Origin of the sequence: Lachnoanaerobaculum umeaense (assembly GCF_003589745.1) — a bacterium.
In the GTDB taxonomy this organism is placed as follows: Bacteria; Bacillota; Clostridia; order Lachnospirales; family Lachnospiraceae; genus Lachnoanaerobaculum; species Lachnoanaerobaculum umeaense.
The window spans coordinates 1,991,178-2,013,671 of the sequence record NZ_CP032364.1 but is presented as its reverse complement, the minus strand read 5'-3'; the positions used below and the strand labels follow the sequence as shown (position 1 = coordinate 2,013,671).

Sequence of the window (22,494 nt, the reverse complement as noted above, 5' to 3'; positions counted from 1 at the left end):
TAATAGCATCTCGTTTCTTAAATATTGTATATAAGATTTTATAATGATAAGTATGATTTAGTCAATAATAAAAATACAATAATTTGTATTAAAAAATAGATGCATATGAAAGTATGTTGTGGTAACATGCTAAAGTATAAAGAGAGGTAGTGTATGTTAAGTAAGATAACTAGATTTTTGAGCATGGTAGATGATCTTGTCTGGGGATTACCATTGATCATCTTGATTTTGGCAACAGGATTTTTTCTGACATTAAGACTTAAAGGATTGCAGATAAAAAGATTACCACTTGCAATCAGGTATATGTTTTCATCAGATGAAGAGGATGGCAATGGTGAGGTATCAAGCTTCGCAGCACTTTGTACAGCACTCTCGGCGACTATAGGAACCGGAAATATTGTAGGTGTGGCAACTGCTATAGTTTCCGGAGGCCCAGGTGCATTGTTTTGGATGTGGATGGCGGCTATTGTGGGAACTGCAACTAAATATGCAGAATGTCTTTTAGCAGTGAAGTATAGAGTCGTAGAAAAAGATGGTCATGTTATTGGTGGACCTTTCTATTATATTGAGAACGGAATGGGAAAGCAGTTTAGATGGCTGGCAAAGCTATTTGCTGTATTTGGAATTATGGTAGGGCTCTTTGGTATTGGTACTTTCACTCAGATAAACGGAATTACAAGTGCAATAGGAAATTTCTTTGATTCAGAAAATGTACATTATGTAAATTTGTTTGGAAGGGACTATTCTTTGACAATAATTATATCAGGAATTATACTGACATTTTTTGTGGCATTGGTTTTGATAGGTGGATTAAAGAGAATATCAAGTGTGGCACAGATAATAGTACCTTTTATGGCAATAGTATATGTGGCAGTTGTTCTTATTATACTTGGACTTAATTTGGGTAAAATACCTGCAGCATTAGCTGAAATATTAGAGGGAGCTTTTGGACTTAGAGCCTTTAGTGGCGGTATGTTTGGAGCCATGATTGTGGCAATGCAAAAGGGAATTGCCAGGGGAATATTTTCAAATGAGGCGGGTCTTGGAAGTGCACCTATTGCAGCTGCAGCAGCACAATCTAAGGAAGAGGTAAGACAGGGACTTATCTCAATGCTTGGAACATTTATAGATACGATTATTATCTGTACTATGACAGGACTTTCAATAGTTATAACAGGTGCCTGGAATATGGGACTTGAGGGTGTAGCAGTTACAACAAAGGCCTTTCAAATCGGTCTTCCATTTCCTGAAAGAGTGGCGGCATTTATACTGATGATCTGCCTTGTGTTTTTTGCATTTACAACTATTTTGGGTTGGGACTATTATTCAGAAAAATGCTTGGAGTATATAATAGGAAATAAACCTAGGGCTATTAAAGTTTATAGATGGATATACATTGCTTGTATCTTTATAGGACCGTATATGACAGTACAGGCAGTGTGGACTATTGCAGACATTTGCAATGGGCTTATGGCTATACCAAACCTAATAGCCCTAATAGTCCTAAATGGAGTAGTGGTAAGTGAAACTAATTCATTCTTTGAAAGAGGAGTTCACAAGCAATTAAAATAGTATAATAAATTTTATAAGGTCTTTGGTATTTGCTCCGAAGACCTTATATACATAGCGGCAAAGCTTAAAAACAGCTTGAAAGAAATATGTATTTGTTGTATACTTTTTTTGTTATAAATTCAATATCAGTTCTCTTAGTTAAATGGATATAACGATAGCCTCCTAAGCTGTAATTGTGGGTTCGATTCCCGCAGAGAACATTTTATGTAGCAATGATTAGGGTCATTGCTATTTTGTTTTACAGAAACTAGTAATTGTATTAAAATGGTCTTAGATACTTAATTTGAATTTATATGAAAGGGGTATTCTTATGTATGAAAGAGAGATAACAGAACTTCAAAAAATCATTGATGACAGCAATAATATAGTGTTTTTTGGTGGTGCAGGGGTATCTACTGAAAGCGGTATACCTGATTTTCGTAGTGCAGATGGACTTTATCATCAGAAATATAGATATTCTCCAGAGCAGGTGGTAAGCCATAGCTTCTTTATGAGATACCCGGAAGTATTTTACGAGTTCTATAAAGAAAAGATGATGTGCCTTGAAGCAAAGCCAAATGCAGCTCATAAAAAGATTGCAGAACTTGAGAATGCAGAGAAGCTAAAGGCTGTAGTTACTCAAAATATTGATGGACTTCATCAGGCAGCAGGTAGTAAAATAGTGTATGAAGTGCATGGAAGTATCCATAGAAACTATTGTATGGAATGTAATAAATTCTATGATGCGGAATATGTGAAAAGTAAGAGCGGAGTGCCGTATTGTGAATGTGGGGGTATGATAAAACCTGATGTGGTTTTGTATGAGGAAGGACTGGATGCAAATACCATAGATGGGGCAATAAAATCTATTGCATCAGCAGATACTCTAATAATAGGAGGAACATCTTTGGTAGTATATCCGGCAGCAGGTTTTATTGACTATTTTCATGGAAAACATCTTGTGGTAATTAATAAGTCAGAGACAGGAAAAACAGTAAACGCCGAATTATTGATTAATGCTCCTATTGGAGAGATTATGAGTGGAATAACTGTAAAATAGTTTAAATTAATCTAAGGGGGAGGGAGATATCATTAGATATGCTCCCCCTATATTTAGAAGTAGTTTGATTTATATTGATTCTAGATAATATATCGGTAGCCTTCACCTATTTATTATCTATATTTGGGCTAATTTATTGCATACCATTGACCACTATACCTAGCTTTTCTAAAGATATAATAAACATAGGCTTTACTGTCACCGGCACATATGACTATCTACTTTTAGATTTTGAACCACCTACTTTTTCCATTGTAAAGTTATAAAAGCTATCATAAGTTGAATAAGTAATTACAAAGTTACCATCCTTATATTCACCATAAAGTCCTGCATTATCAACAACATCACCCTCAAATAGTACTGATTCTGAATAATAACTCCACTCCGGAGCTGAAATCTCTTCACCATCAAAAACTATACTCGCAGTGTAATCCGAATTGAGACTTACTGTCATTAAATTCGGATCTACTTCTCCTGATGCATCTTCATCAAATACGTCAGTTACTGAAGCACCTACCCATTCTCCTATAAGAGCCTTATCTTCCTCAGGCATATAATTTTCAGGATTTGCGGCATCAGTTCCTTCCTTAGCAAAGACTATATCCATTTCAATGTCTATCTCATCCTGAAGGAAAGCATTAAAGGTTATTATATCATTTCCAAGATCTCCTACTATCTTTGTCTTATCAACTGTAATAGTAAGCGTATCATCATCATTTACCCAAGTTCCATCTACGGTTGTATCAGCTATAGTTATAAACGCCTTTCCTTTATTATCCAATTTTAAAGAGCAGTCAGACATATCATCACCATAAAGAGTAATTCCATAGCTTGTTCCGGATACTCCGATATAGTCACCTACTAATTCTTTGTCTCTTCTGCCTGATGAACCTCCGCAGGCGATCATCGCGATACATAGTATCATTGTAATAGATATTGAAATAATTTTTTTCATTTTATTTTCTCCTTTTTATTTTCTGATTTCAAATATTTACACTATCAAATTTTTTGAATAATTCTTTATTCTATAATACACTCCTTTCTTTTTGGCTTTTGTAAATTCAATCAAGTTCTTTTGTTTAAGCTCATATTACGTCCATAAAATTTAAAAGTATATTACCCAACAGATACTCTTTTTGGAAAAATAGAAAAGGTATCACATGAATAAGATAATAATACATAAAAAAGATATAATAAAACACAAAAAATATACAACTATACCAATGAGTAATGTGAAGGTTTGAGGACTATAAAAAGCTGTACATAGAACAACTTATTTAAGAGAAGTCTAAAAATAGATTTGAGTTTAAGCTTAATTATAATTATGATACAATTACAAGCGAAAATACTTAAAAATAAAGGAGTCATATGTCAAGGGGGAGCAATCAAAAATTTAAATTTACATATCTTATGAAAGTAATGTTAGAAAAGACTGATGATGAACATAGTCTTACTATGCCGCAGATACTTGAAGAGCTTTATAAATATGGTGTAAGTGCAGAAAGAAAGAGTATTTATGAAGATTTTAAGGATATGGCAAATTTTGGTATTGAAATCATAAAGGAGCAAAAGGGAAGAGAAACTTTTTATCATATTGCAGGTAGAGATTTTGAACTTGCCGAGGTCAAGCTCTTGATAGATGCAGTGCAGTCAGCCAAATTCATTACACAGAAAAAGTCAAAGACATTGATTTCAAAGGTAAAAGGTTTTGTAAGTGAACATCAAGCTAAGCAATTACAAAGGCAGATATTTATAAATGATCGTGTAAAGACAATGAATGAAAGTGTATACTATAACGTGGACGATATACATACTGCTATCAATCAGAATAAAAAGATCAAATTTAAGTATTATAAATGGGACATTAATAAAAAGTTGATTGAAAGACATGGTGGTATATATTTTGTGGTAAGTCCCTGGGCATTGCTTTGGGATGATGAAAATTACTATATGATTGCTTTTGATGATTGGGACAAAAAAATAAAGCATTATCGAGTGGACAAGATGATGTATATTGAGGTTTGCAATGATGAGAGAGCAGGAAAGGATGAGTTTAAAAACTTTGATATGGCAAAATATTCCAAGGCTACTTTTGGGATGTATCATGGTGAAAAGACTAAGGTTTGCATAAGGTTTGCCAATCATATGTGTGGAGTTTTTATAGATAGATTTGGGAAAGATATAATTTTTATAAGTAAGGATGAGAATCATAGTGAACTGGTTGTGGATATTAACATCAGTCCACAGTTTTTTGGATGGATTTTTAGTCTTGGTAATGATGTGGAAATAATTTCACCAAGGGAAGTGGTGGATGAGTTGAGGGAATACACTAAAGAATTTATAAAAAAGTACGAATAGATAGTTGTTTGTTATACTTATAAGGTATTTTTAACGGACAGTTTAGGTGGTATACTACAGTCAAATAAAAATTGATTGGAGGTTACTATGGATAAAATTTTTATAACATTAACCGGCACAAGGCATTACTTTGGAAGTGAATTTTTAGAAAAAGATATGAAGCTTACTTTAAAGAAAGAACCTGACAATGAATATGACAGAGAGGCTATAAAGATACTTTGCGAAGGTATTGGAAAGATAGGATATGTGGCAAACAGTCCATATACAGTTCTGGGCGAGTCTGTTAGTGCAGGAAGGCTATATGATAAAATAGGTGACACTGCTAGCGTCAAGGTGGTACATAAAACGGAAAAAGGTATTATTTGTAAAGTTACAAAGAAATCATTGCTAGATAATATAAGCTAGCATATTATGGTTGTATTAATTATTTTAGGAATTATAAGGAGATATCATGAGTTTTTTAGGTAATATATTGTGGCTTATTTTTGGTGGATTTATCAGTGGATTGGCTTGGATATTGGCAGGAATTATATGTTGTATAACAGTTATAGGCATACCTATAGGACTTCAGTGTTTTAAGTTTGCAGGATTGGCATTTTGTCCGTTTGGTAAGGAGGTGGTATATGGTGGAGGTGCAGGAAGCTTCATTATAAATATTTTTTGGTTGATTTTCTTTGGAACAGAGATGGCAATAGTAAATACAATTATTGGATTAATACTTTGTGTTACAATAATAGGAATTCCATTTGGGCTACAGTTTTTTAAGATTGCAAAGCTTGCATTGATGCCATTTGGTGCAAGAATAGAATAAACATTCTTAAATTATAGATTAGCTGATTGAAAAAATAGCATAATTGATATATTATTAGGTTGATAGATTTTGGTAAAATAATATATCAATGATATATATTTAGGAGGATTATATGCCAATTAGTTTAAAAAAAGGACAAAAAGTCAGTCTTACAAAGGGAAATCCGGGTTTAAAGAATGTGGTAGTAGGACTGGGATGGGATACTAATGCCTATGATACAGGATCAGATTTTGATTTGGATGCAGCAGCATTTTGCTTGACAGATTCAGGTAAGGTTTCAAGTCAAAATGATTTTGTATTCTTTGGAAATTTAAACCATGTATCAGGGGCTATAAGCCATTTGGGAGATAATCTTACAGGTGCTGGTGATGGTGATGATGAGCAGATTAAGATTGACTTATCAAAAGTTCCTGCAGAGATTACAAAGATTGCATTCACTGTTACTATTTATGAGGCAGATGCCAGAAGACAAAACTTCGGACAGGTTTCTAATGCATTTGTTAGAATTTTTGATGAGAATTCAGGAGAAGAACTTTTAAGATATGACCTTGGAGAGGATTTCTCTATTGAAACTGCAGTAGTATTTGGCGAATTATATAAAAATGGTGAAGAGTGGAAATTCAATGCTATAGGCAGCGGATATCAAGGTGGATTAGCTGCACTTTGCAATATGTATGGTATTGATGCAGATTAATTTTTAAATTTTGGACTGTGCATATTATGTGGCAGTCCTTTTTATTTTGTAACAAATAATACTGAAATAGTTATTGTCAAGTGCTATAATTAGGATATACTAACTTAGATAAAAAGGAGAATTATATGAGCAAGGTACTTGATTTAAATAAACCGGTTTTTGAGCTGGCAGAGAAATATCCTGATTTTATAGAAATATTTGCAGGACTTGGATTTTCAGATATAAAAAAACCCGCAATGCTAAATTCTATGGGTAGAATAATAACCATAAGGAAGGGATCTGAAATGAAGGGAATTCCTTTGGATAAAATAAAGGAAGTTTTTAGAGAGCATGGATATGATATATTAGGAGATGGTGATGATAAAAAAGATTCAAAAGATATTATAGAGGATGATAATGCAAATTTATTGAAGCAGTATTTAATAAGACTTTCCAAGGGTGAATCACTGGAGTCAGTTCAAAAAGAGTTTAGAGAAAATTTTGAGTCAGTAGATGCAAGTGAAATCATGAAAGCTGAGCAATCTTTGATGGAATCAGGTGTGCCATATCATGAGGTGCAAAAGCTATGTGATATTCATTCTGCTTTATTTCATGGTGCCACAAGTAACGAGGTGAATGGTGAAGAAATAGAATATGGTGATAGTAAAGATGTGAGCAAACTTATAGAAACTAAAGGACATCCACTTGCTACATTTACTGCAGAAAATAAAAAATTGGAGAAATACCTGAATGAGTTTTTAGAAGATGTGAAAAAGCAAGATATAGACAGAGAGCTGTTTGCAAAAATAAGAGAGGTATCTCTACATTATGCAAAAAAAGGAGATCTATTATACCCACTGTTAAAGACTAAGTATAATGTTTCCGGACCATCAAGCGTTATGTGGTCGGTAGATGATGAAATACGAGATGAGCTTGGTAGACTAGCTAAGGTAGAAAAAGAAGATGAAAAGTGGTTGGAGGATATAAAGGCCGTAATTACCAGAATGCAGGAGATGATTTATAAAGAAGAAAATATCCTGTTTCCTATATGTGCCCAAAATTTCTCGGATGAAGATTGGATAAATATTTATATAGATAGCAAGGGATATGAAAACTGTTTAGATATAATACCGGAAAGTTTTGACAGAGCAAAGAGAATAAGGAGAGAGTTTGATGATATTGATGGTGAGATAGTATTACCGGGAGGACATTTTACAAAAGAACAACTTATTGCGTTATTGGATACTATGCCATTGGAGATTACATTTGTTGATGAGAATGATATTAATAGATTTTTCAATGACAATGATTCTCCAAAAGCATTCAAGAGACCGTTGATGGCTATTGACAGAGATGTATTTTCTTGTCATCCACCTAAGATAGAACCAATGGTTAGAGAGATTATTTCAGGATTTAAAGATGGTAGCAGGGATGAGGTCTCTATCTGGATGAAGAAGAATAATAAGGACATGTTGGTGAGATATATGGCTGTTAGAGATAAGAATAGAAAGTATCTTGGCACTATGGAAATAGTACAGGATATGGATTTCGCAAGAAAACATTTTGAGGAAGAAGATAAGGAATAATAGTTTTTATAAAAAATTATATTTTAAATGGGCCTATGAATATCATAAGCCCATTTTTTAATTATTTAATTATCTTTGTAAGTCCTGAGCGAATAAAAGAGTTTGTAAGAATAGCAAGTTCACTTGGAGTCATATCAAACTCACTGTCTACCCATCTTACAAGTAAGCCAAGACAGCCTGACAAAATGAAATCGTAGTATAATTCAAAGTAAGGCATATTTTTTTGTTTAATGAATGCCTTGTATTTGTTGAATACACATATTCTCAATTTTTCTCTTAGTTCTGCTGAAAAGTTTGCATCCAAGTCATCATGTAAAAATATCTTTGACATATCTCTATTATTGTATATGAATACAAAAAGAGCCTCTATAAATGGAACCAGGTTGTCAGTGTCCGGAGCTATGGTAGTTAGTATACTCTCAAAATCTTTTAAAAGATCTTTTTGAATATGCTCAAGTAAGTCATAGACATCTTTGTAGTGTAGATAAAAGGTACCACGGTTAATATCTGCCATCTGTGACAATTCTTTTACGGTAATATTTTGAATTTTTTTTGTTTCGAGCAGAATACTTAGGCATCTTCTAAGCTGAGACCTAGTCTTTCTCACTCGTCTGTCTAAAGTTTGTTCGCTCATAATTCCTCCGTATAAATTCTTATAATAAAGTTCTATTTTAGACTAATATCTAAAAATTGATGCTTAAATGACTACTATCATTTAGTTAACTGTTGTATATTAATGTACTTAAAAGTATAATCATTTCTATATAAAAAAGCAATAGAAAAATATAATTATTATTTATATTGAGGTTTTTATAAAAATCATTTCAAGTAGAGCTTAAAATATAGTATAATACATTTTCGGAGTAAAACTCCACATTAATGACTGAGAGATTGAAATAAGGATTATTTATGAGAAATAAAAAATTTAGATATATTATATTTGTATTTGTATTCCTATTAGCAGTAATAGGGTTTTTGTTATATTCATTTTTGAGGAAAAATAGTGTAAATGGTATAGGTGATGATGTCGAAAATAGTGATATGAATATACCGAAGATATATAATGTTCTTGGTGATTATTATATAAATAAGATGTATGGATATAGTGATGAGATGGATACAGAAGTATCTGATAATATACTTTCACTTGTACTGGATGATTTCAGTATGAAATTTAGAATTGTAGATGCAAATGTAGCTGATATACAGGAGTATGATTATGAAATAAGAAAGTTTGATACAAATGAGCTTGTAGAAAGTGGTGATAGAACAAAAATAGAAAGTGATATCATTGATTTACATCTTTCAAGCTTAGTGGAAGAGGATAAGGAGTATTCTTTGCAGCTTAGACTATATGCAAGTGGAAAAGTCTTTCATTATTATACAAGGATTATTAGAAGTGATACAGAATTTGTCAAGAAACTTATAGATATGGCAAATACTTTTTCCAATAATAATTTTGACAGTAATAATGCAAGAGATAATACAATATATTTGGAGAGTGACGGAACCGGAAATTCTAGAGGACTTGAATATGTTACATTGAAATCTGACTTTGATATGATGTGCTACAATGGTATGAATTTGACACCTAATGAGAAGGAAGTATCTTTAGTTAACTACAATGGTAAGGTTGGAGAAATTCATTTTAGTTTCAGTGCTGATTCAGAGAGTAAAAGCTACAATATAGAAGAGAATTTTATTTGTAAGTCCGGTACACAAAGACTTTACATGCTTGATTATACTAGAACTATGAACCAAAGGCTGACAAATAATCTTACATATGAGAGGAAGCTTGAATTAGGGATAGGAAATAGAGTCAATAAGGTTATATCAAATAAAGGTGATAAGATTGCATTTTTAGCAGATAACAAACTATTTTTATCAAATAGTAAAAATGGAAGCCTGGAAATGGTATACAGTGCCGGAAAAAATAATTATCTTATACCTTTAAAATTTGGAGATGGATTGTATTTTATCAATTATGGCTACAATATAGAAGCTTCTCATTTGGGAGATGTTGGAGTATGCCTACTAAAGTATATGGAAGATACTAAAAGAGTTTCAAAACTTGCATTTGTAAAAACAGATATAGATGCTGCCAGTCTAAAGGAATCTATTGATGAGTTGGCATATCTGGGAGATAATTCAATGTTATACCTGAAGCTTCTTGATAAGGTAGTGGGCTTAGATATATCTTCTGGGAGCTATGTAACAGTGGCAGAGAATCTTTCCAGTGGAAAGTATTCTATAAGTCAAGATAAGAGTCTGATATCCTGGAATACAGGCGATGGATTAAATATTTATAATTTCGTTGCAGGAGAAAATAAGAGATTAGATAATGCAAATGAAGTAATGTTACCTATAGGGTATATAGGAAGTGATTTGGTTGTAGCAATAGAATCACAAAATGTTTCAAACACAATTAATGGAAAATCTACAGGAAGTATTTTTGAGAAGGTCAGCATATACAATAATCTTTTAGAATTACAAAAAGAGTATACTTATGATGATAGGTATATTGACAATATAAATGTGAGTGGAAATCGTGTACATATAGACCTTTATCAATATGATGGAGAAAATTTCACACGATCAGGAGAGGATACTATAATAAGTAATAAGTCTGTAGCAAGTGATAGTAGAGTATCAACTTACATGGACAGCTTTAGAGGCAAGAATTATGTTGTTGATAATAACAAGTGGATAGAAAGTGAAGTTTCTTATTCAAAAGATCTTGAGATAAATGTTGATAATGTAGAGTATAATATGGTCTTAAATAAGTCATATATACAGAATATGTATTATGTTTATATTAATTCCAAATTAGAGGGTATTTATTATGATCCTGTAGACGCAATAGAAGATGCCTATACGGATATGGGATTCGTTAGAAGAAATGGAATAATGGTGTATGTGAGAGCTATGGTAGATACAGCAGCCAATACAAATTTTGATATATCAAAAGTTGGAGAATATGTAAATGGCTGGGAAAATAATGAGTTTACAAGATTTCAGGGGATAACTTTAAAGGAAGCCATGTATTTCTTGACAATAAAAAAACCTGTGTTTACATTTACAGCAATTAATAATCCGGTTATTCTTACGGCCTATGATTCCAAAACTGTCACGGTATATGATATAAATACCTCAAGTGTACAGAAAATAGATGTAATTGAAGCTCAAAGTATATTCAATAGCACTCAAAATGACTTTTCTTGTTTCTTTACCTTTAGAATGTAATGTGATAGAATTAATATCATAAGAAAAAAGAAAGATTTAACATAAGGTTTTGGAAACTTATTGATAAAGCATAAAAATAAAGTTTTATACAGAGGAGAAATATGGCTCAATATATAATGAATGGTGGAAGTCCATTGGTAGGAGAAGTTGCCATAGGTGGTGCAAAGAATGCTGCACTTGGAATACTGGCAGCAGCCATAATGACTGATGAAGATGTTTTAATAGAGAATTTACCGGATGTAAAGGATATTAATGTAATGCTTGAAGCAATCAGGGCTATAGGTGCAAATGTTGAAAGATTGGACAGGCATAGTGTAAAGATTAATGCTTCTACAGTGAAAGATGTGTTGGTAGATGATGAGTTTATAAGAAGAATTAGGGCATCATACTACTTTATTGGTGCACTTTTAGGTAAATATAAAAGTGCTGAGGTAGCACTTCCGGGTGGTTGTAATATAGGCTCAAGACCAATAGACCTTCATTTGAAGGGATTTAAAGCATTAGGAGCTGAAATTAAAATTGAATCAGGCAGGGTGAAGGCACATGCTATAGATTTGGTTGCAGCTGATATATATCTTGATACAGTGTCAGTGGGTGCTACAATAAATATAATGATGGCGGCGTCTTTGGCAGAGGGCAGAACGCTTATAGAGAATGCGGCTAAAGAGCCACATATAGTGGATGTTGCCAATTTCTTAAATAGCATGGGAGCCGATATAAAAGGTGCAGGTACAGATGTAATCAGGATAAAGGGAGTGAAGTCATTGCATGGCAGTCAGTATTCTATTATTCCTGATCAAATTGAGGCAGGTACATTTATGTGTGCTGCAGCTATTACAAAAGGTGATATTACTGTAAAAAATGTTATACCAAAGCATATGGAGGCTATAAGTGCAAAACTTATGGAGATGGGATGTGAGGTTGTTGAATTTGATGATGCAATAAGGGTCATTGCTAAGAACAATCAAAAGTCAACTAATATAAAGACATTGCCATATCCGGGTTTTCCTACAGACATGCAGCCACAGATAACCACTGCGTTGGCACTGGCTAGCGGAAGCAGCCTTGTTGTTGAGAGTATATTTGAGAACAGATTTAAGTATGTTGATGAACTTGCAAGAATGGGAACTAATATAAAAGTAGAGGGTAATACCGCTATGGTTATTGGTGTGGAAAAATTAAGAGGTGCGTCATTGAAGGCTCCGGACTTAAGAGCAGGAGCAGCCTTAGTGTTGGCAGGCCTTGCTGCAGAGGGGCAAACTACAGTAGATGATATTAAATATATAAAAAGAGGATATGAAGATTTTGAAGGAAAATTGGTTTCATTGGGAGCTGATATAAGAGAAGTTGACAATGAAGCTGAGGCAAGAAAATTTAATATAAAGGTTGTATAAGGGTATTTTATTTGCGGATGGCTATGCTGTCCGCATTTTTCGTGAATATTGCAAATTGAAAAATATAGTGGAAGGAATAGGTATGAAAAAAGAGGATCTACTTTCTGTATGTAAGCTAAAGGACTGGTATAGTAGTTATGGTAGTGTTTATTTCACGATTATTTTATCAGATAAAGAAATAAATTTTAACTTTACAGGATATAGTGAAGAAGATATGGCTTTAATTTCGAGTTCACTTATTAAAAAAATTATAAGTGAATTGTATCTACTTGATAAAGAGGCGAGAAGAATTATAAAAAATCAATATGAATATCAAGATATAGATGCACTAAAGTTAAGTGATATTATATTTGATAAGAGCGGATGTTATAATAATTTTGGTATTGGCTATTATGTGGGAGAATCTCCAGCAGGTAAGTTGTACTTAATTATAAAATTTGATGATAAGTTTCAAGCTGACAACGATATCGTATATGAAGTATATTAAACATAGTCTATCAGTTCTAATGATTTAATGTATCTAATATAAGTATAAGATTAATGCGGTGAGGAATAACAATAAATACAAGATTTTTTATATTTGAAATTTTTAAAAAAAATAAAAATAAATGCTGTCAAGCATAAATGATTATGTCCCAAAATAATTAATTTATAAGCCCCCACAAAGGGGCTTTTATTATGCACTTTTTATGTCTTCTTCAATTCTGTGTGGCTGTGAGTGTGCGAATTTATTAAAGGCATCCAATCTCCAAGGATGGTTCATTGGAGGTATATAAGGCTTTCTAGGCTTTGGCTGTTTGTAGTCAGCGTCCAAGTCCTTAGATTTATGCTCATGAGCCGGTATTTCTTCTAGTGCATAAATATCTTTGTCATTTACGCACGCAAACATAGACTTATCAAATGCCTTGATAAGCATAACCTTGGTACCTTTTCGATAATGGGTCTGCAATCCTTTATTATCTATCATCTTATAAAATTTCTTCTCGAATTGAATCGCATGTCCGGCATCAACAGTTCTCTCAGTTAAAACCGCCAAAGTAAGATTTATTTTTTCTTTAGATGGTTGCGTTTCAAAGACAGATTTGATACCATAAAGTGGAAGTGCGAACTTCTCATTGAATTCTTTTATGTAGTGGTAAATGAATTCATTGGCTTTATGGATATCGGTTACGCCTGCGAGTCTAAACTCAATAGGCAGGCGTGACTGTAAAGTCTGATTCAATCGTTCTATACGTCCTTTAGCCTGTGGTACGCTGCTTGATTCAAGCTGTGTGCCAAGTTGCTTACAGGCGTATGCAAACTGTGTATAGGTGTCTTTGTCGTCAGATAAGGCACCTTTTTTCTTGTAAGTAAATACAGTTCGTTTATCAGTAAGAAACTTATAAGGAATACCATAATCAGTAAGAATCTGCTCAAATACATGGTAGTATCCATTAAGAGTCTCCTGAGTGTCAAACCAGGCACCTGTGACAACACCTGAGGCATCATCAATAGCCAAATGTAGATGCCATATCTGCCCCGGCACCCATTCATAAGGGGTAGCATCCATCTGAAGCAATTCACCAAAATAAGCACATCTTGGACGACGACTGTGAGCATCTTCAACTGCTACTAAGTTAGCTTGTATCTGTGATAATTCCCTTTTTGATGTTGCAGCTTCCTTCTTAGCTCTGAGAGTTTGCTTAATGCGTCTACGCTTAGCTTTTGTAGCCTTTGGAGATAGAATGTACTCTGACTCCAAAATACTCATTACAGAGGAAGAAGAGATGCTTATGCCTTCATGCTTTTTTAGAAGCTCTGTATAGTGTTCAAAGTTAGCCTCGTAGTATTTAGTTCTGTATAGATCAAGAACCTGACTTCTGATATCAGGACAGATAGTGGTAGCCGGCTTTTTGCCTCTGTTACCATGAATAAAGAATGCCTTACCATATTTAATATAACCCTGTATCATACGGTTTATATGCCTTTTGGTGCATCCTAGGATAAGAGCGGCTCTATCCTTATTGGCTGTATCTGGGTGATCCACCAGACCTTTGATAACATCATACTTTCTTTGTTCATCCATTGATAAAATAACCTTTCTGATAAGTCAGTTCCTCCTAGTGTTAGAATATACAAAATAGTATTCTACCATAAGTGGGACATTTTTATTTGTGGTATACTAGGACTTTATCATTTATGGCTTATATTTTTAAAAAAAATAAAAATAAATGCTTGACATTAATCGCTTGGTGCGATATTATAATGAGGCAGTTACGGAGAGGTATCGAAGTGGTCATAACGAGGCGGTCTTGAAAACCGTTTGTCCGCAAGGGCGCGTGGGTTCGAATCCCACCCTCTCCGTTTACTTTTTGCCCAAAAGCAGAAAGGAAAACAGAAGAAGGAAAACTCGCAACCAAGCAGAAGTACCCAAGTGGTTGAAGGGGCTCCCCTGGAAAGGGAGTAGGCTGTTAATAGCGGTGCGAGGGTTCAAATCCCTCCTTCTGCGTTGAACCTTGATAATTTAAGATTAAACAGTACACACAACCCTGAAAATAACTTGATTATTTTGAAATAATCGATGAGATTTCAGTAAAAACAACGTTTAGATTCGAACAGAATTTAAAACCTTTAAAAAACAGTAGATCTGTGAAAACAGATGATGCAAGCTAGCGAGAAGGCTAGATTAAACTTTTATATGAGAGTTTGATCCTGGCTCAGGATGAACGCTGGCGGCGTGCTTAACACATGCAAGTCGAACGAAGCTATTAAAAGGAAGTTTTCGGATGGAATTTTAATAGACTTAGTGGCGGACGGGTGAGTAACGCGTGGATAACCTGCCTTATACAGGGGGATAACGGAGAGAAATTTCCGCTAAGACCGCATAAGACCACAGCACCGCATGGTGCAGGGGTAAAATATTTATAGGTATAAGATGGATCCGCGTCCGATTAGCTAGTTGGTGAGGTAGAGGCTCACCAAGGCGACGATCGGTAGCCGGCCTGAGAGGGTGAACGGCCACATTGGGACTGAGACACGGCCCAAACTCCTACGGGAGGCAGCAGTGGGGAATATTGGACAATGGGGGGAACCCTGATCCAGCGACGCCGCGTGAGTGAAGAAGTATTTCGGTATGTAAAGCTCTATCAGCAGGGAAGAAAATGACGGTACCTGACTAAGAAGCCCCGGCTAACTACGTGCCAGCAGCCGCGGTAATACGTAGGGGGCAAGCGTTATCCGGATTTACTGGGTGTAAAGGGAGCGCAGACGGCGATGCAAGTCTGAAGTGAAAGGCGTGGGCTCAACCCATGAACTGCTTTGGAAACTGTATAGCTTGAGTGTCGGAGAGGTAAGCGGAATTCCTAGTGTAGCGGTGAAATGCGTAGATATTAGGAGGAACACCGGAGGCGAAGGCGGCTTACTGGACGACAACTGACGTTGAGGCTCGAAGGCGTGGGGAGCAAACAGGATTAGATACCCTGGTAGTCCACGCAGTAAACGATGAATACTTGGTGTCGGGGAGGAAAACTCTTCGGTGCCGCAAGCTAACGCATTAAGTATTCCACCTGGGGAGTACGTTCGCAAGAATGAAACTCAAAGGAATTGACGGGGACCCGCACAAGCGGTGGAGCATGTGGTTTAATTCGAAGCAACGCGAAGAACCTTACCAAATCTTGACATACTCTTGAATAGCTTTGTAATGAAGCTAGCCCTTCGGGGCAAGGGATACAGGTGGTGCATGGTTGTCGTCAGCTCGTGTCGTGAGATGTTGGGTTAAGTCCCGCAACGAGCGCAACCCTTGTCGTCAGTAGCCAGCAGTAAGATGGGCACTCTGACGAGACAGCCGGAGATAATCCGGAGGAAGGTGGGGATGACGTCAAATCATCATGCCCCTTATGATTTGGGCTACACACGTGCTACAATGGCGTAAACAAAGTGAGGCAAAGCTGCGAAGCCAAGCAAATCACAAAAATAACGTCTCAGTTCGGATTGTAGTCTGCAACTCGACTATATGAAGCTGGAATCGCTAGTAATCGCAGATCAGAATGCTGCGGTGAATACGTTCCCGGGTCTTGTACACACCGCCCGTCACACCATGGGAGTCATCAATGCCCGAAGTCAGTGACCCAACCCACACTGGTAAACATAAAGCTGTGATAATGATACAAAGTAATAAACCGCTAGGTTTATGGATGAGTATCATTATATGATATAAAGAATAGCAGTAAGTTATGTTTAGCAGTGTGGGAGGGAGCTGCCGAAGGCAGGGAGGATAACTGGGGTGAAGTCGTAACAAGGTAGCCGTATCGGAAGGTGCGGCTGGATCACCTCCTTTCTAAGGAAAAAGTAGGGGTTGTGAGTACTGTTTAGTTTTATATTATCAAGGATAAAACTAAAACATAACATTATTGGTGTCGATGCGTCTAGGGGACACACCCGTTCCCATTCCGAACACGATGGTTAAGACCTAGTCGGCCGATGGTACTATACTGGAGACGGTATGGGAGAGTAGGTGGATGCCAATTTATGGGGGTGTAGCTCAGTTGGGAGAGCACCTGCCTTGCAAGCAGGGGGTCAAGAGTTCGAATCTCTCCATCTCCACTGTTAAAGTGACAAGCTTTAACTAAATGTACCTTGAAAACTGCATACCAAACGAGAAATTATATAAATATTTTATAATTAGACATCCGAGGTATTAATTGCTTTAAGTAATTAATATTTTAAATAACAAAAATAAATTTTTAAACATAGTGTATGATACACGCTAGTGTCATACATGAACACTAAATCTAAATGATTTAAGAGGTTAAACATAAAGAGCGTAGGGTGGATGCCTAGGCACTGACAGCCGAAGAAAGACGTGACAAGCTGCGAAAAGCTGCGGGGAGAAGCACATATTCAGTAATCCGCAGATGTCTGAATGGGGAAACCCACTTGGAAGAACTCCAAGTATCTGTACGCCAATACATAACGTACAGAGGGGAACCCGGTGAACTGAAACATCTAAGTAGCCGGAGGAAAAGAAAACAAAAGTGATTGCGAAAGTAGCGGCGAGCGAAATCGTAAGAGCCCAAACCGTGGTGCGTGCACTGCGGGGTTGAGGACTGCGACATGAGTAAGATACATTACCTGAACCGTTTTGGAAAAGCGGGCCAAAGAGCGTGAGAGCCGTGTAAGGGAAAATGTATTTAATCTAGCAGTATCCAGAGTACCACGAGACACGAGAAACCTTGTGGGAAGCAGGGGGGACCACCCCCCAAGGCTAAATACTAGTCAGTGACCGATAGCGTATAGTACTGTGAAGGAAAGGTGAAAAGAACCCCGGGAGGGGAGTGAAAAAGAACCTGAAACCCTATGTTTACAAACTGTGGAACACCGAAAGGTGAACCGCGTACTTTTTGTAGAACGGTCCGGCGAGTTACATGTACAGGCGAGGTTAAGTATTAAAGATACGGAGCCGAAGGGAAACCAAGTCTTAATAGGGCGAATGTAGTCAGTATGTGTAGACCCGAAACCGGGTGATCTATCCATGTCCAGGTTGAAGTTCGCGTAAAAGTGAATGGAGGACCGAACGCACATCCGTTGAAAAGGGTGGCGATGAGGTGTGGATAGGGGAGAAATTCCAATCGAACCCGGAGATAGCTGGTTCTCCTCGAAATAGTTTTAGGACTAGCCTCGTTATTAGTCTACCGGAGGTAGAGCACTGAATTTTTGCGGGGGCGTCAAAGCCTACCAAGAGATATCAAACTCCGAATGCCGGATAGATGATTAACGGGAGTCAGACTACACGAGATAAGTTGGGTAGTCAAAAGGGAAAGAGCCCAGACCTACGGCTAAGGTCCCAAAGTGTGTGTTAAGTGGAAAAGGATGTGGGATTTCGAAGACAGCTAGGATGTTGGCTTAGAAGCAGCCATACATTAAAAGAGTGCGTAACAGCTCACTAGTCGAGAGGTCCTGCGCCGAAAATGTCCGGGGCTAAACACACCACCGAAGCCTAGGAATGTAATATATACATTGGTAGAGGAGCATTCTTAGAGGCGTAGAAGCCATACCGAAAGGAGTGGTGGAGTAATAAGAAGAGAGAATGCCGGAATGAGTAGCGAGAAAGAGGTGAGAATCCTCTTGGCCGAATATCTAAGGTTTCCTGAGTAAAGCTGATCTACTCAGGGTAAGTCGGGGCCTAAGGCAAGGTCGAAAGACGTAGTCGATGGATAACAGGTACAGATTCCTGTACTACATATAATCAGAACTGTGGGGACACGGAGACTAAAAACCGAACCCGGGAGGACAAAAACCGGGGCAAGCGAAGTACCTGTATGGGAGGAAAATCCACCATGCAAAGGGAAGACGTGATGCGTACCGAAAAATAGTAGGGAAGTCGGTTAGGGAGCCGTCAAGAAAAGCCGCTATTGTATTATATGTACCCGTACCGCAAACCGACACAGGTAGATGAGGAGAGAATCCTAAGGCCGGCGGGAGAAGCATTGTTAAGGAACTCGGCAAAATGACCCCGTAACTTCGGGAGAAGGGGTGCCACTAGAAATAGTGGTCGCAGAAAAAAGGCTCAAGCAACTGTTTAGCAAAAACACAGGTCTATGCGAAACCGCAAGGTGAAGTATATGGGCTGACGCCTGCCCGGTGCTGGAAGGTTAAGAGGAGAAGTCAGGAAACGAAGCTTTGAATTGAAGCCCCAGTAAACGGCGGCCGTAACTATAACGGTCCTAAGGTAGCGAAATTCCTTGTCGGGTAAGTTCCGACCCGCACGAAAGGCGTAATGATTTGAGCGCTGTCTCAACAATGCACCCGGTGAAATTGAAGTACCAGTGAAGATGCTGGTTACCTGCGCCAGGACGGAAAGACCCCATGGAGCTTTACTCCAGTTTGGTACTGGGATTCGGTAATACTCGTACAGGATAGGTGGGAGACTAAGAAGCATGGACGCCAGTTTATGCAGAGTCGCCGTTGGGATACCACCCCTGTATTGCTGGATTTCTAACCTGCATCCGTTATCCGGGTGGGGGACAATGCCAGACGGGGAGTTTGACTGGGGCGGTCGCCTCCGAAAGAGTATCGGAGGCGCTCGAAGGTTCCCTCAGAATGGTCGGAAACCATTCAAAGAGTGCAAAGGCAGAAGGGAGCTTGACTGCGACACCGACGGGTGGAGCAGGTACGAAAGTAGGACTTAGTGATCCGGTGGCATAAAGTGGGATTGCCATCGCTCAACGGATAAAAGCTACCCTGGGGATAACAGGCTTATCACTCCCAAGAGTTCACATCGACGGAGTGGTTTGGCACCTCGATGTCGGCTCATCGCATCCTGGGGCTGTAGCAGGTCCCAAGGGTTGGGCTGTTCGCCCATTAAAGCGGTACGCGAGCTGGGTTCAGAACGTCGTGAGACAGTTCGGTCCCTATCCGGCGTGGGCGTAAGATATTTGAGAGGAGCCGTCCTTAGTACGAGAGGACCGGGACGGACTGACCGCTGGTGTACCTGTTGGAGAGTAACTCCATGGCAGGGTAGCTATGTCGGGACGGGATAAACGCTGAAGGCATCTAAGCGTGAAGCCCCCCTTAAGATGGGATATCTCATGTGAAAACAGTAAGACCCCTTGAAGACTACGAGGTAGATAGGGCCAAGATGTAAGTACAGCAATGTATTAAGTTGATGGTTACTAATAGGTCGAGGGTTTAACCAAAAGGATAGAAAATTTATAACATATAATCGGATACATCATTAAATCCGCAAGTGAATTTGAGATGTACTTTCTTACTAAAGCTCAAGCGAAGTTTTTGCTAAGTAAGAAATGCAGTTTGGTAGGCAGTTTTGAAGGTATGTTTTCTTCAAAAAATACTTGACATTTTATTCTCATAAGAGTAAAATATCACAGTGTTCGGCCCCATGGTCAAGCGGTTAAGACATCGCCCTTTCACGGCGGTAACACGAGTTCAAATCTCGTTGGGGTCACTTTGGAGCTTTAGCTCAGTTGGTTAGAGCAATCGGCTCATAACCGATCGGTCCCGGGTTCGAGTCCCTGAAGCTCCACTGCCCTTAGATTACTAAGGGCAATATTCCTTGATAGCTCAGTCGGTAGAGCATGCGGCTGTTAACCGCAGTGTCGTAGGTTCGAGTCCTACTCAGGGAGCTAAGATTTTATATCTTAATATTTAGGCCCGATGGCTCAGTTGGTTAGAGCGCCGCCCTGTCACGGCGGAGGTCGTCGGTTCGAGTCCGATTCGGGTCGCTTTTTGCCGCAGTGGCGGAACAGGCAGACGCCCGGGACTTAAAATCCCGTGGGTAGAAATACCCGTACCGGTTCGATTCCGGTCTGCGGCAGTTTGAAGTATGGCTTAAATCCTTGATTTGTAAGGGTTTAAGCCTTTTTAATTGCCATTAAAAGTATATGATTTCGTACACATTTAAATGTCTAATATCGGTCTAAAAATGGCCTTAAAAATTAAAATGTCTAATAAATGTCTAAGAAAATTACAGTGAAAATTCATTTGAAACAGCCGTTTGAGCATCTTCTTTTTCCTCGAGTATGTGGCTATAAATATCTAATACCATCTTCTCCGAATCCCCCAAAAGCTTCGCAATCATTTTAGTTGACAGTGTAGGTACCTGATAGCAAAGGCGAGTACAATAGTTATGCCTGAATATGTGTGCTGTCAGTCCTTCAGATGTCGGATCTAATGATTCTATCTTTGCTCTGATAGACTTCCACGTATCCTTATATTGATGAAGCTTGTAAGGCGTACCGTCTTCTCTTTCAAATAGATAGTACCTGCAGCCCTTTAAGTATCCTTGCAGAAATTCTTTTAAATCAGGTGTGAGAGGAACACTGCGATTGCCTCTGTGGCTCTTTGTACCTTTGATGTATGATTTATTACCATCAAACGCTAAAGCCTTATTTACGCTTAAATTAGAGCCCTCCAAGTCTATGTCTGATACAGTCAATGCCAACACTTCTTCACGTCTTAGACCACAAGAGTACAGTATATAAACCAAGCATTTTTCTGTATCAGTGAAGTGTGCTGCTTTTATAGCCGATACTTCAGCTTTTGTAAGTGGTCGGCGTTCTTTAGCTTTATACTTAGGCAGTAGCAGGCCGTCACAAAGTATAAGATACGAGCCTTGAGTAAGAATAGAGTCCTTTATGGCCGACTTAATGATTTGCTTAAAGGTTAAAGCGATCTTTTGACAAGTTCTAGGCTTGTCAGCATTATCATTGAGTAAGTTTTGTATGTGATGCCTTGTGATACTTTGAACTTTTATAATTCTAAAATCAGAAAAGTACTTATTGATTATAGTTTCATACATCTTGTAAGTAGCAAGCTCTTTTGTAGTCTTAAATGTATCAAGCCACATGAGGGCATAATCATAAAAAGTATCATCCGCTTGCGGAGTAAACTCTGCATTTTGAACTTTTAAATTAAATTCATTTACTTTTTTCTCTAAATCAGCACTGGACTTCTTGGATGTTAAGTTTATTCTGTGCTTGGATCCATCAGGGTTGTAAGTGCCGTCCCATACTTTCGCACGGAAGTAGCCGTCTTTTCCTTTACTGTATTTAGCTTTTGCCATATGTACCTCCTTTTTGGGTATAAAAATAACACCTGTTGCAAGGTGCTACTATGCGTGGTACAATATGACTTGTTCAGAGTTATATTGTTTGCAGGCAGAAGCTTGCAACGGTATACACAGCCATTCGGTATTGGCGTACCGGGTGGCTTTTTTAATATAAAAATCTTTAGGTTAGCATATTTAATGTTAAAAATCAAATACTTACCATTTTCACGACATCAGGAAAATGGCAATAATAAAAAATTAATATTCTAAAACT

General features: G+C 37.5%; 14 protein-coding genes, 9 tRNA genes and 3 rRNA genes. 22 read left to right on the top strand and 4 right to left on the bottom strand.

Translation table 11 applies throughout. The features are described 5' to 3' along the window. The first annotated feature begins 153 nt into the window (after positions 1–153). The 3 genes from D4A81_RS09265 (at position 154) to D4A81_RS09255 (ending at position 2,611) form a co-directional block, all read left to right on the top strand. Entirely contained in the window at positions 154–1,572 is a 1,419-nt protein-coding gene (locus D4A81_RS09265; RefSeq protein WP_111525858.1) for an alanine/glycine:cation symporter family protein, read from the top strand. A 128-nt stretch (positions 1,573–1,700) separates the two neighbouring features. Then, positions 1,701–1,772 (top strand) — tRNA-Arg (locus D4A81_RS09260). 110 nt (positions 1,773–1,882) lie between these two features. Beyond that, on the top strand, positions 1,883–2,611 hold the full coding sequence (locus tag D4A81_RS09255; RefSeq protein ID WP_111525859.1) for an NAD-dependent protein deacylase: 729 nt from the start codon (positions 1,883–1,885) through the stop codon (positions 2,609–2,611). Positions 2,612–2,825: 214 nt separating this feature from the next. Here D4A81_RS09255 and D4A81_RS09250 read toward each other — a convergent pair whose 3' ends face one another. Beyond that, positions 2,826–3,566, bottom strand: a complete 741-nt coding sequence (locus D4A81_RS09250) for a hypothetical protein (protein ID WP_111525860.1) — start codon at positions 3,564–3,566, stop codon at positions 2,826–2,828. Positions 3,567–3,979: 413 nt separating this feature from the next. Here D4A81_RS09250 and D4A81_RS09245 point away from each other — a divergent pair, with 413 nt between their 5' ends. The 5 genes from D4A81_RS09245 (at position 3,980) to D4A81_RS09225 (ending at position 8,039) form a co-directional block, all read left to right on the top strand. Continuing rightward, complete coding sequence (locus D4A81_RS09245; RefSeq protein WP_111525861.1) at positions 3,980–4,969, top strand: helix-turn-helix transcriptional regulator; 990 nt, start codon at positions 3,980–3,982, stop codon at positions 4,967–4,969. 87 nt (positions 4,970–5,056) lie between these two features. Continuing rightward, a complete protein-coding gene (locus D4A81_RS09240; RefSeq protein ID WP_111525862.1) occupies positions 5,057–5,374 on the top strand; it encodes an HIRAN domain-containing protein in 318 nt (105 codons plus the stop codon). 46 nt (positions 5,375–5,420) lie between these two features. Further along, a complete protein-coding gene (locus D4A81_RS09235; protein ID WP_111525863.1) occupies positions 5,421–5,780 on the top strand; it encodes a YccF domain-containing protein in 360 nt (119 codons plus the stop codon). Positions 5,781–5,892: 112 nt separating this feature from the next. Further along, positions 5,893–6,474 (top strand): TerD family protein, encoded by a 582-nt coding sequence (locus D4A81_RS09230; protein ID WP_111525864.1) that lies wholly within the window; start codon positions 5,893–5,895, stop codon positions 6,472–6,474. Between the two features lie 125 nt (positions 6,475–6,599). Continuing rightward, positions 6,600–8,039, top strand: a complete 1,440-nt coding sequence (locus D4A81_RS09225) for a DUF438 domain-containing protein (RefSeq protein WP_111525865.1) — start codon at positions 6,600–6,602, stop codon at positions 8,037–8,039. 61 nt (positions 8,040–8,100) lie between these two features. Here D4A81_RS09225 and D4A81_RS09220 read toward each other — a convergent pair whose 3' ends face one another. Then, positions 8,101–8,673, bottom strand: a complete 573-nt coding sequence (locus D4A81_RS09220; protein WP_111525866.1) for a TetR/AcrR family transcriptional regulator — start codon at positions 8,671–8,673, stop codon at positions 8,101–8,103. A gap of 275 nt (positions 8,674–8,948) precedes the next feature. On the opposite strand from D4A81_RS09220, the gene D4A81_RS09215 reads away from it, so the two are divergent. From D4A81_RS09215 to D4A81_RS09205, 3 genes are all read left to right on the top strand, one after another. After that, positions 8,949–11,282, top strand: coding sequence for a hypothetical protein (locus tag D4A81_RS09215; RefSeq protein WP_111525867.1), 2,334 nt, complete (start codon positions 8,949–8,951; stop codon positions 11,280–11,282). A 101-nt stretch (positions 11,283–11,383) separates the two neighbouring features. Next, entirely contained in the window at positions 11,384–12,676 is a 1,293-nt protein-coding gene (locus D4A81_RS09210) for a UDP-N-acetylglucosamine 1-carboxyvinyltransferase (protein WP_111525868.1), read from the top strand. A gap of 82 nt (positions 12,677–12,758) precedes the next feature. Further along, positions 12,759–13,163, top strand: a complete 405-nt coding sequence (locus D4A81_RS09205; RefSeq protein WP_111525870.1) for a hypothetical protein — start codon at positions 12,759–12,761, stop codon at positions 13,161–13,163. A 189-nt stretch (positions 13,164–13,352) separates the two neighbouring features. Here D4A81_RS09205 and D4A81_RS09200 read toward each other — a convergent pair whose 3' ends face one another. Continuing rightward, on the bottom strand, positions 13,353–14,741 hold the full coding sequence (locus D4A81_RS09200) for an ISNCY family transposase (protein WP_119808251.1): 1,389 nt from the start codon (positions 14,739–14,741) through the stop codon (positions 13,353–13,355). Between the two features lie 192 nt (positions 14,742–14,933). On the opposite strand from D4A81_RS09200, the gene D4A81_RS09195 reads away from it, so the two are divergent. The 11 genes from D4A81_RS09195 (at position 14,934) to D4A81_RS09145 (ending at position 20,987) form a co-directional block, all read left to right on the top strand. Beyond that, positions 14,934–15,019: transfer RNA gene (locus D4A81_RS09195), tRNA-Ser, on the top strand. Positions 15,020–15,075: 56 nt separating this feature from the next. Continuing rightward, positions 15,076–15,164: transfer RNA gene (locus D4A81_RS09190), tRNA-Ser, on the top strand. 185 nt (positions 15,165–15,349) lie between these two features. Continuing rightward, positions 15,350–16,991: ribosomal RNA gene (locus tag D4A81_RS09185) — 16S ribosomal RNA — on the top strand. Between the two features lie 72 nt (positions 16,992–17,063). Then, positions 17,064–17,181: ribosomal RNA gene (gene rrf / locus D4A81_RS09180) — 5S ribosomal RNA — on the top strand. A gap of 3 nt (positions 17,182–17,184) precedes the next feature. Continuing rightward, positions 17,185–17,257, top strand: a tRNA-Ala gene (locus D4A81_RS09175). A 203-nt stretch (positions 17,258–17,460) separates the two neighbouring features. Next, a 23S ribosomal RNA gene (locus D4A81_RS09170) occupies positions 17,461–20,349 on the top strand. The 16S, 23S and 5S rRNA genes sit together here with 8 tRNA genes alongside, the layout of an rRNA operon. Before the next feature lie 197 nt (positions 20,350–20,546). Further along, positions 20,547–20,618: transfer RNA gene (locus tag D4A81_RS09165), tRNA-Glu, on the top strand. Between the two features lie 4 nt (positions 20,619–20,622). Next, positions 20,623–20,696, top strand: a tRNA-Ile gene (locus D4A81_RS09160). Positions 20,697–20,723: 27 nt separating this feature from the next. Next, positions 20,724–20,796: transfer RNA gene (locus tag D4A81_RS09155), tRNA-Asn, on the top strand. Positions 20,797–20,821: 25 nt separating this feature from the next. Beyond that, positions 20,822–20,895 (top strand) — tRNA-Asp (locus D4A81_RS09150). Between the two features lie 6 nt (positions 20,896–20,901). Continuing rightward, a tRNA-Leu gene (locus D4A81_RS09145) sits at positions 20,902–20,987 on the top strand. A 150-nt stretch (positions 20,988–21,137) separates the two neighbouring features. On the opposite strand, the gene D4A81_RS09140 is transcribed toward D4A81_RS09145, so the two are convergent. Further along, positions 21,138–22,235, bottom strand: coding sequence for a tyrosine-type recombinase/integrase (locus D4A81_RS09140; protein ID WP_111524560.1), 1,098 nt, complete (start codon positions 22,233–22,235; stop codon positions 21,138–21,140). Between the last annotated feature and the right edge of the window lie 259 nt (positions 22,236–22,494).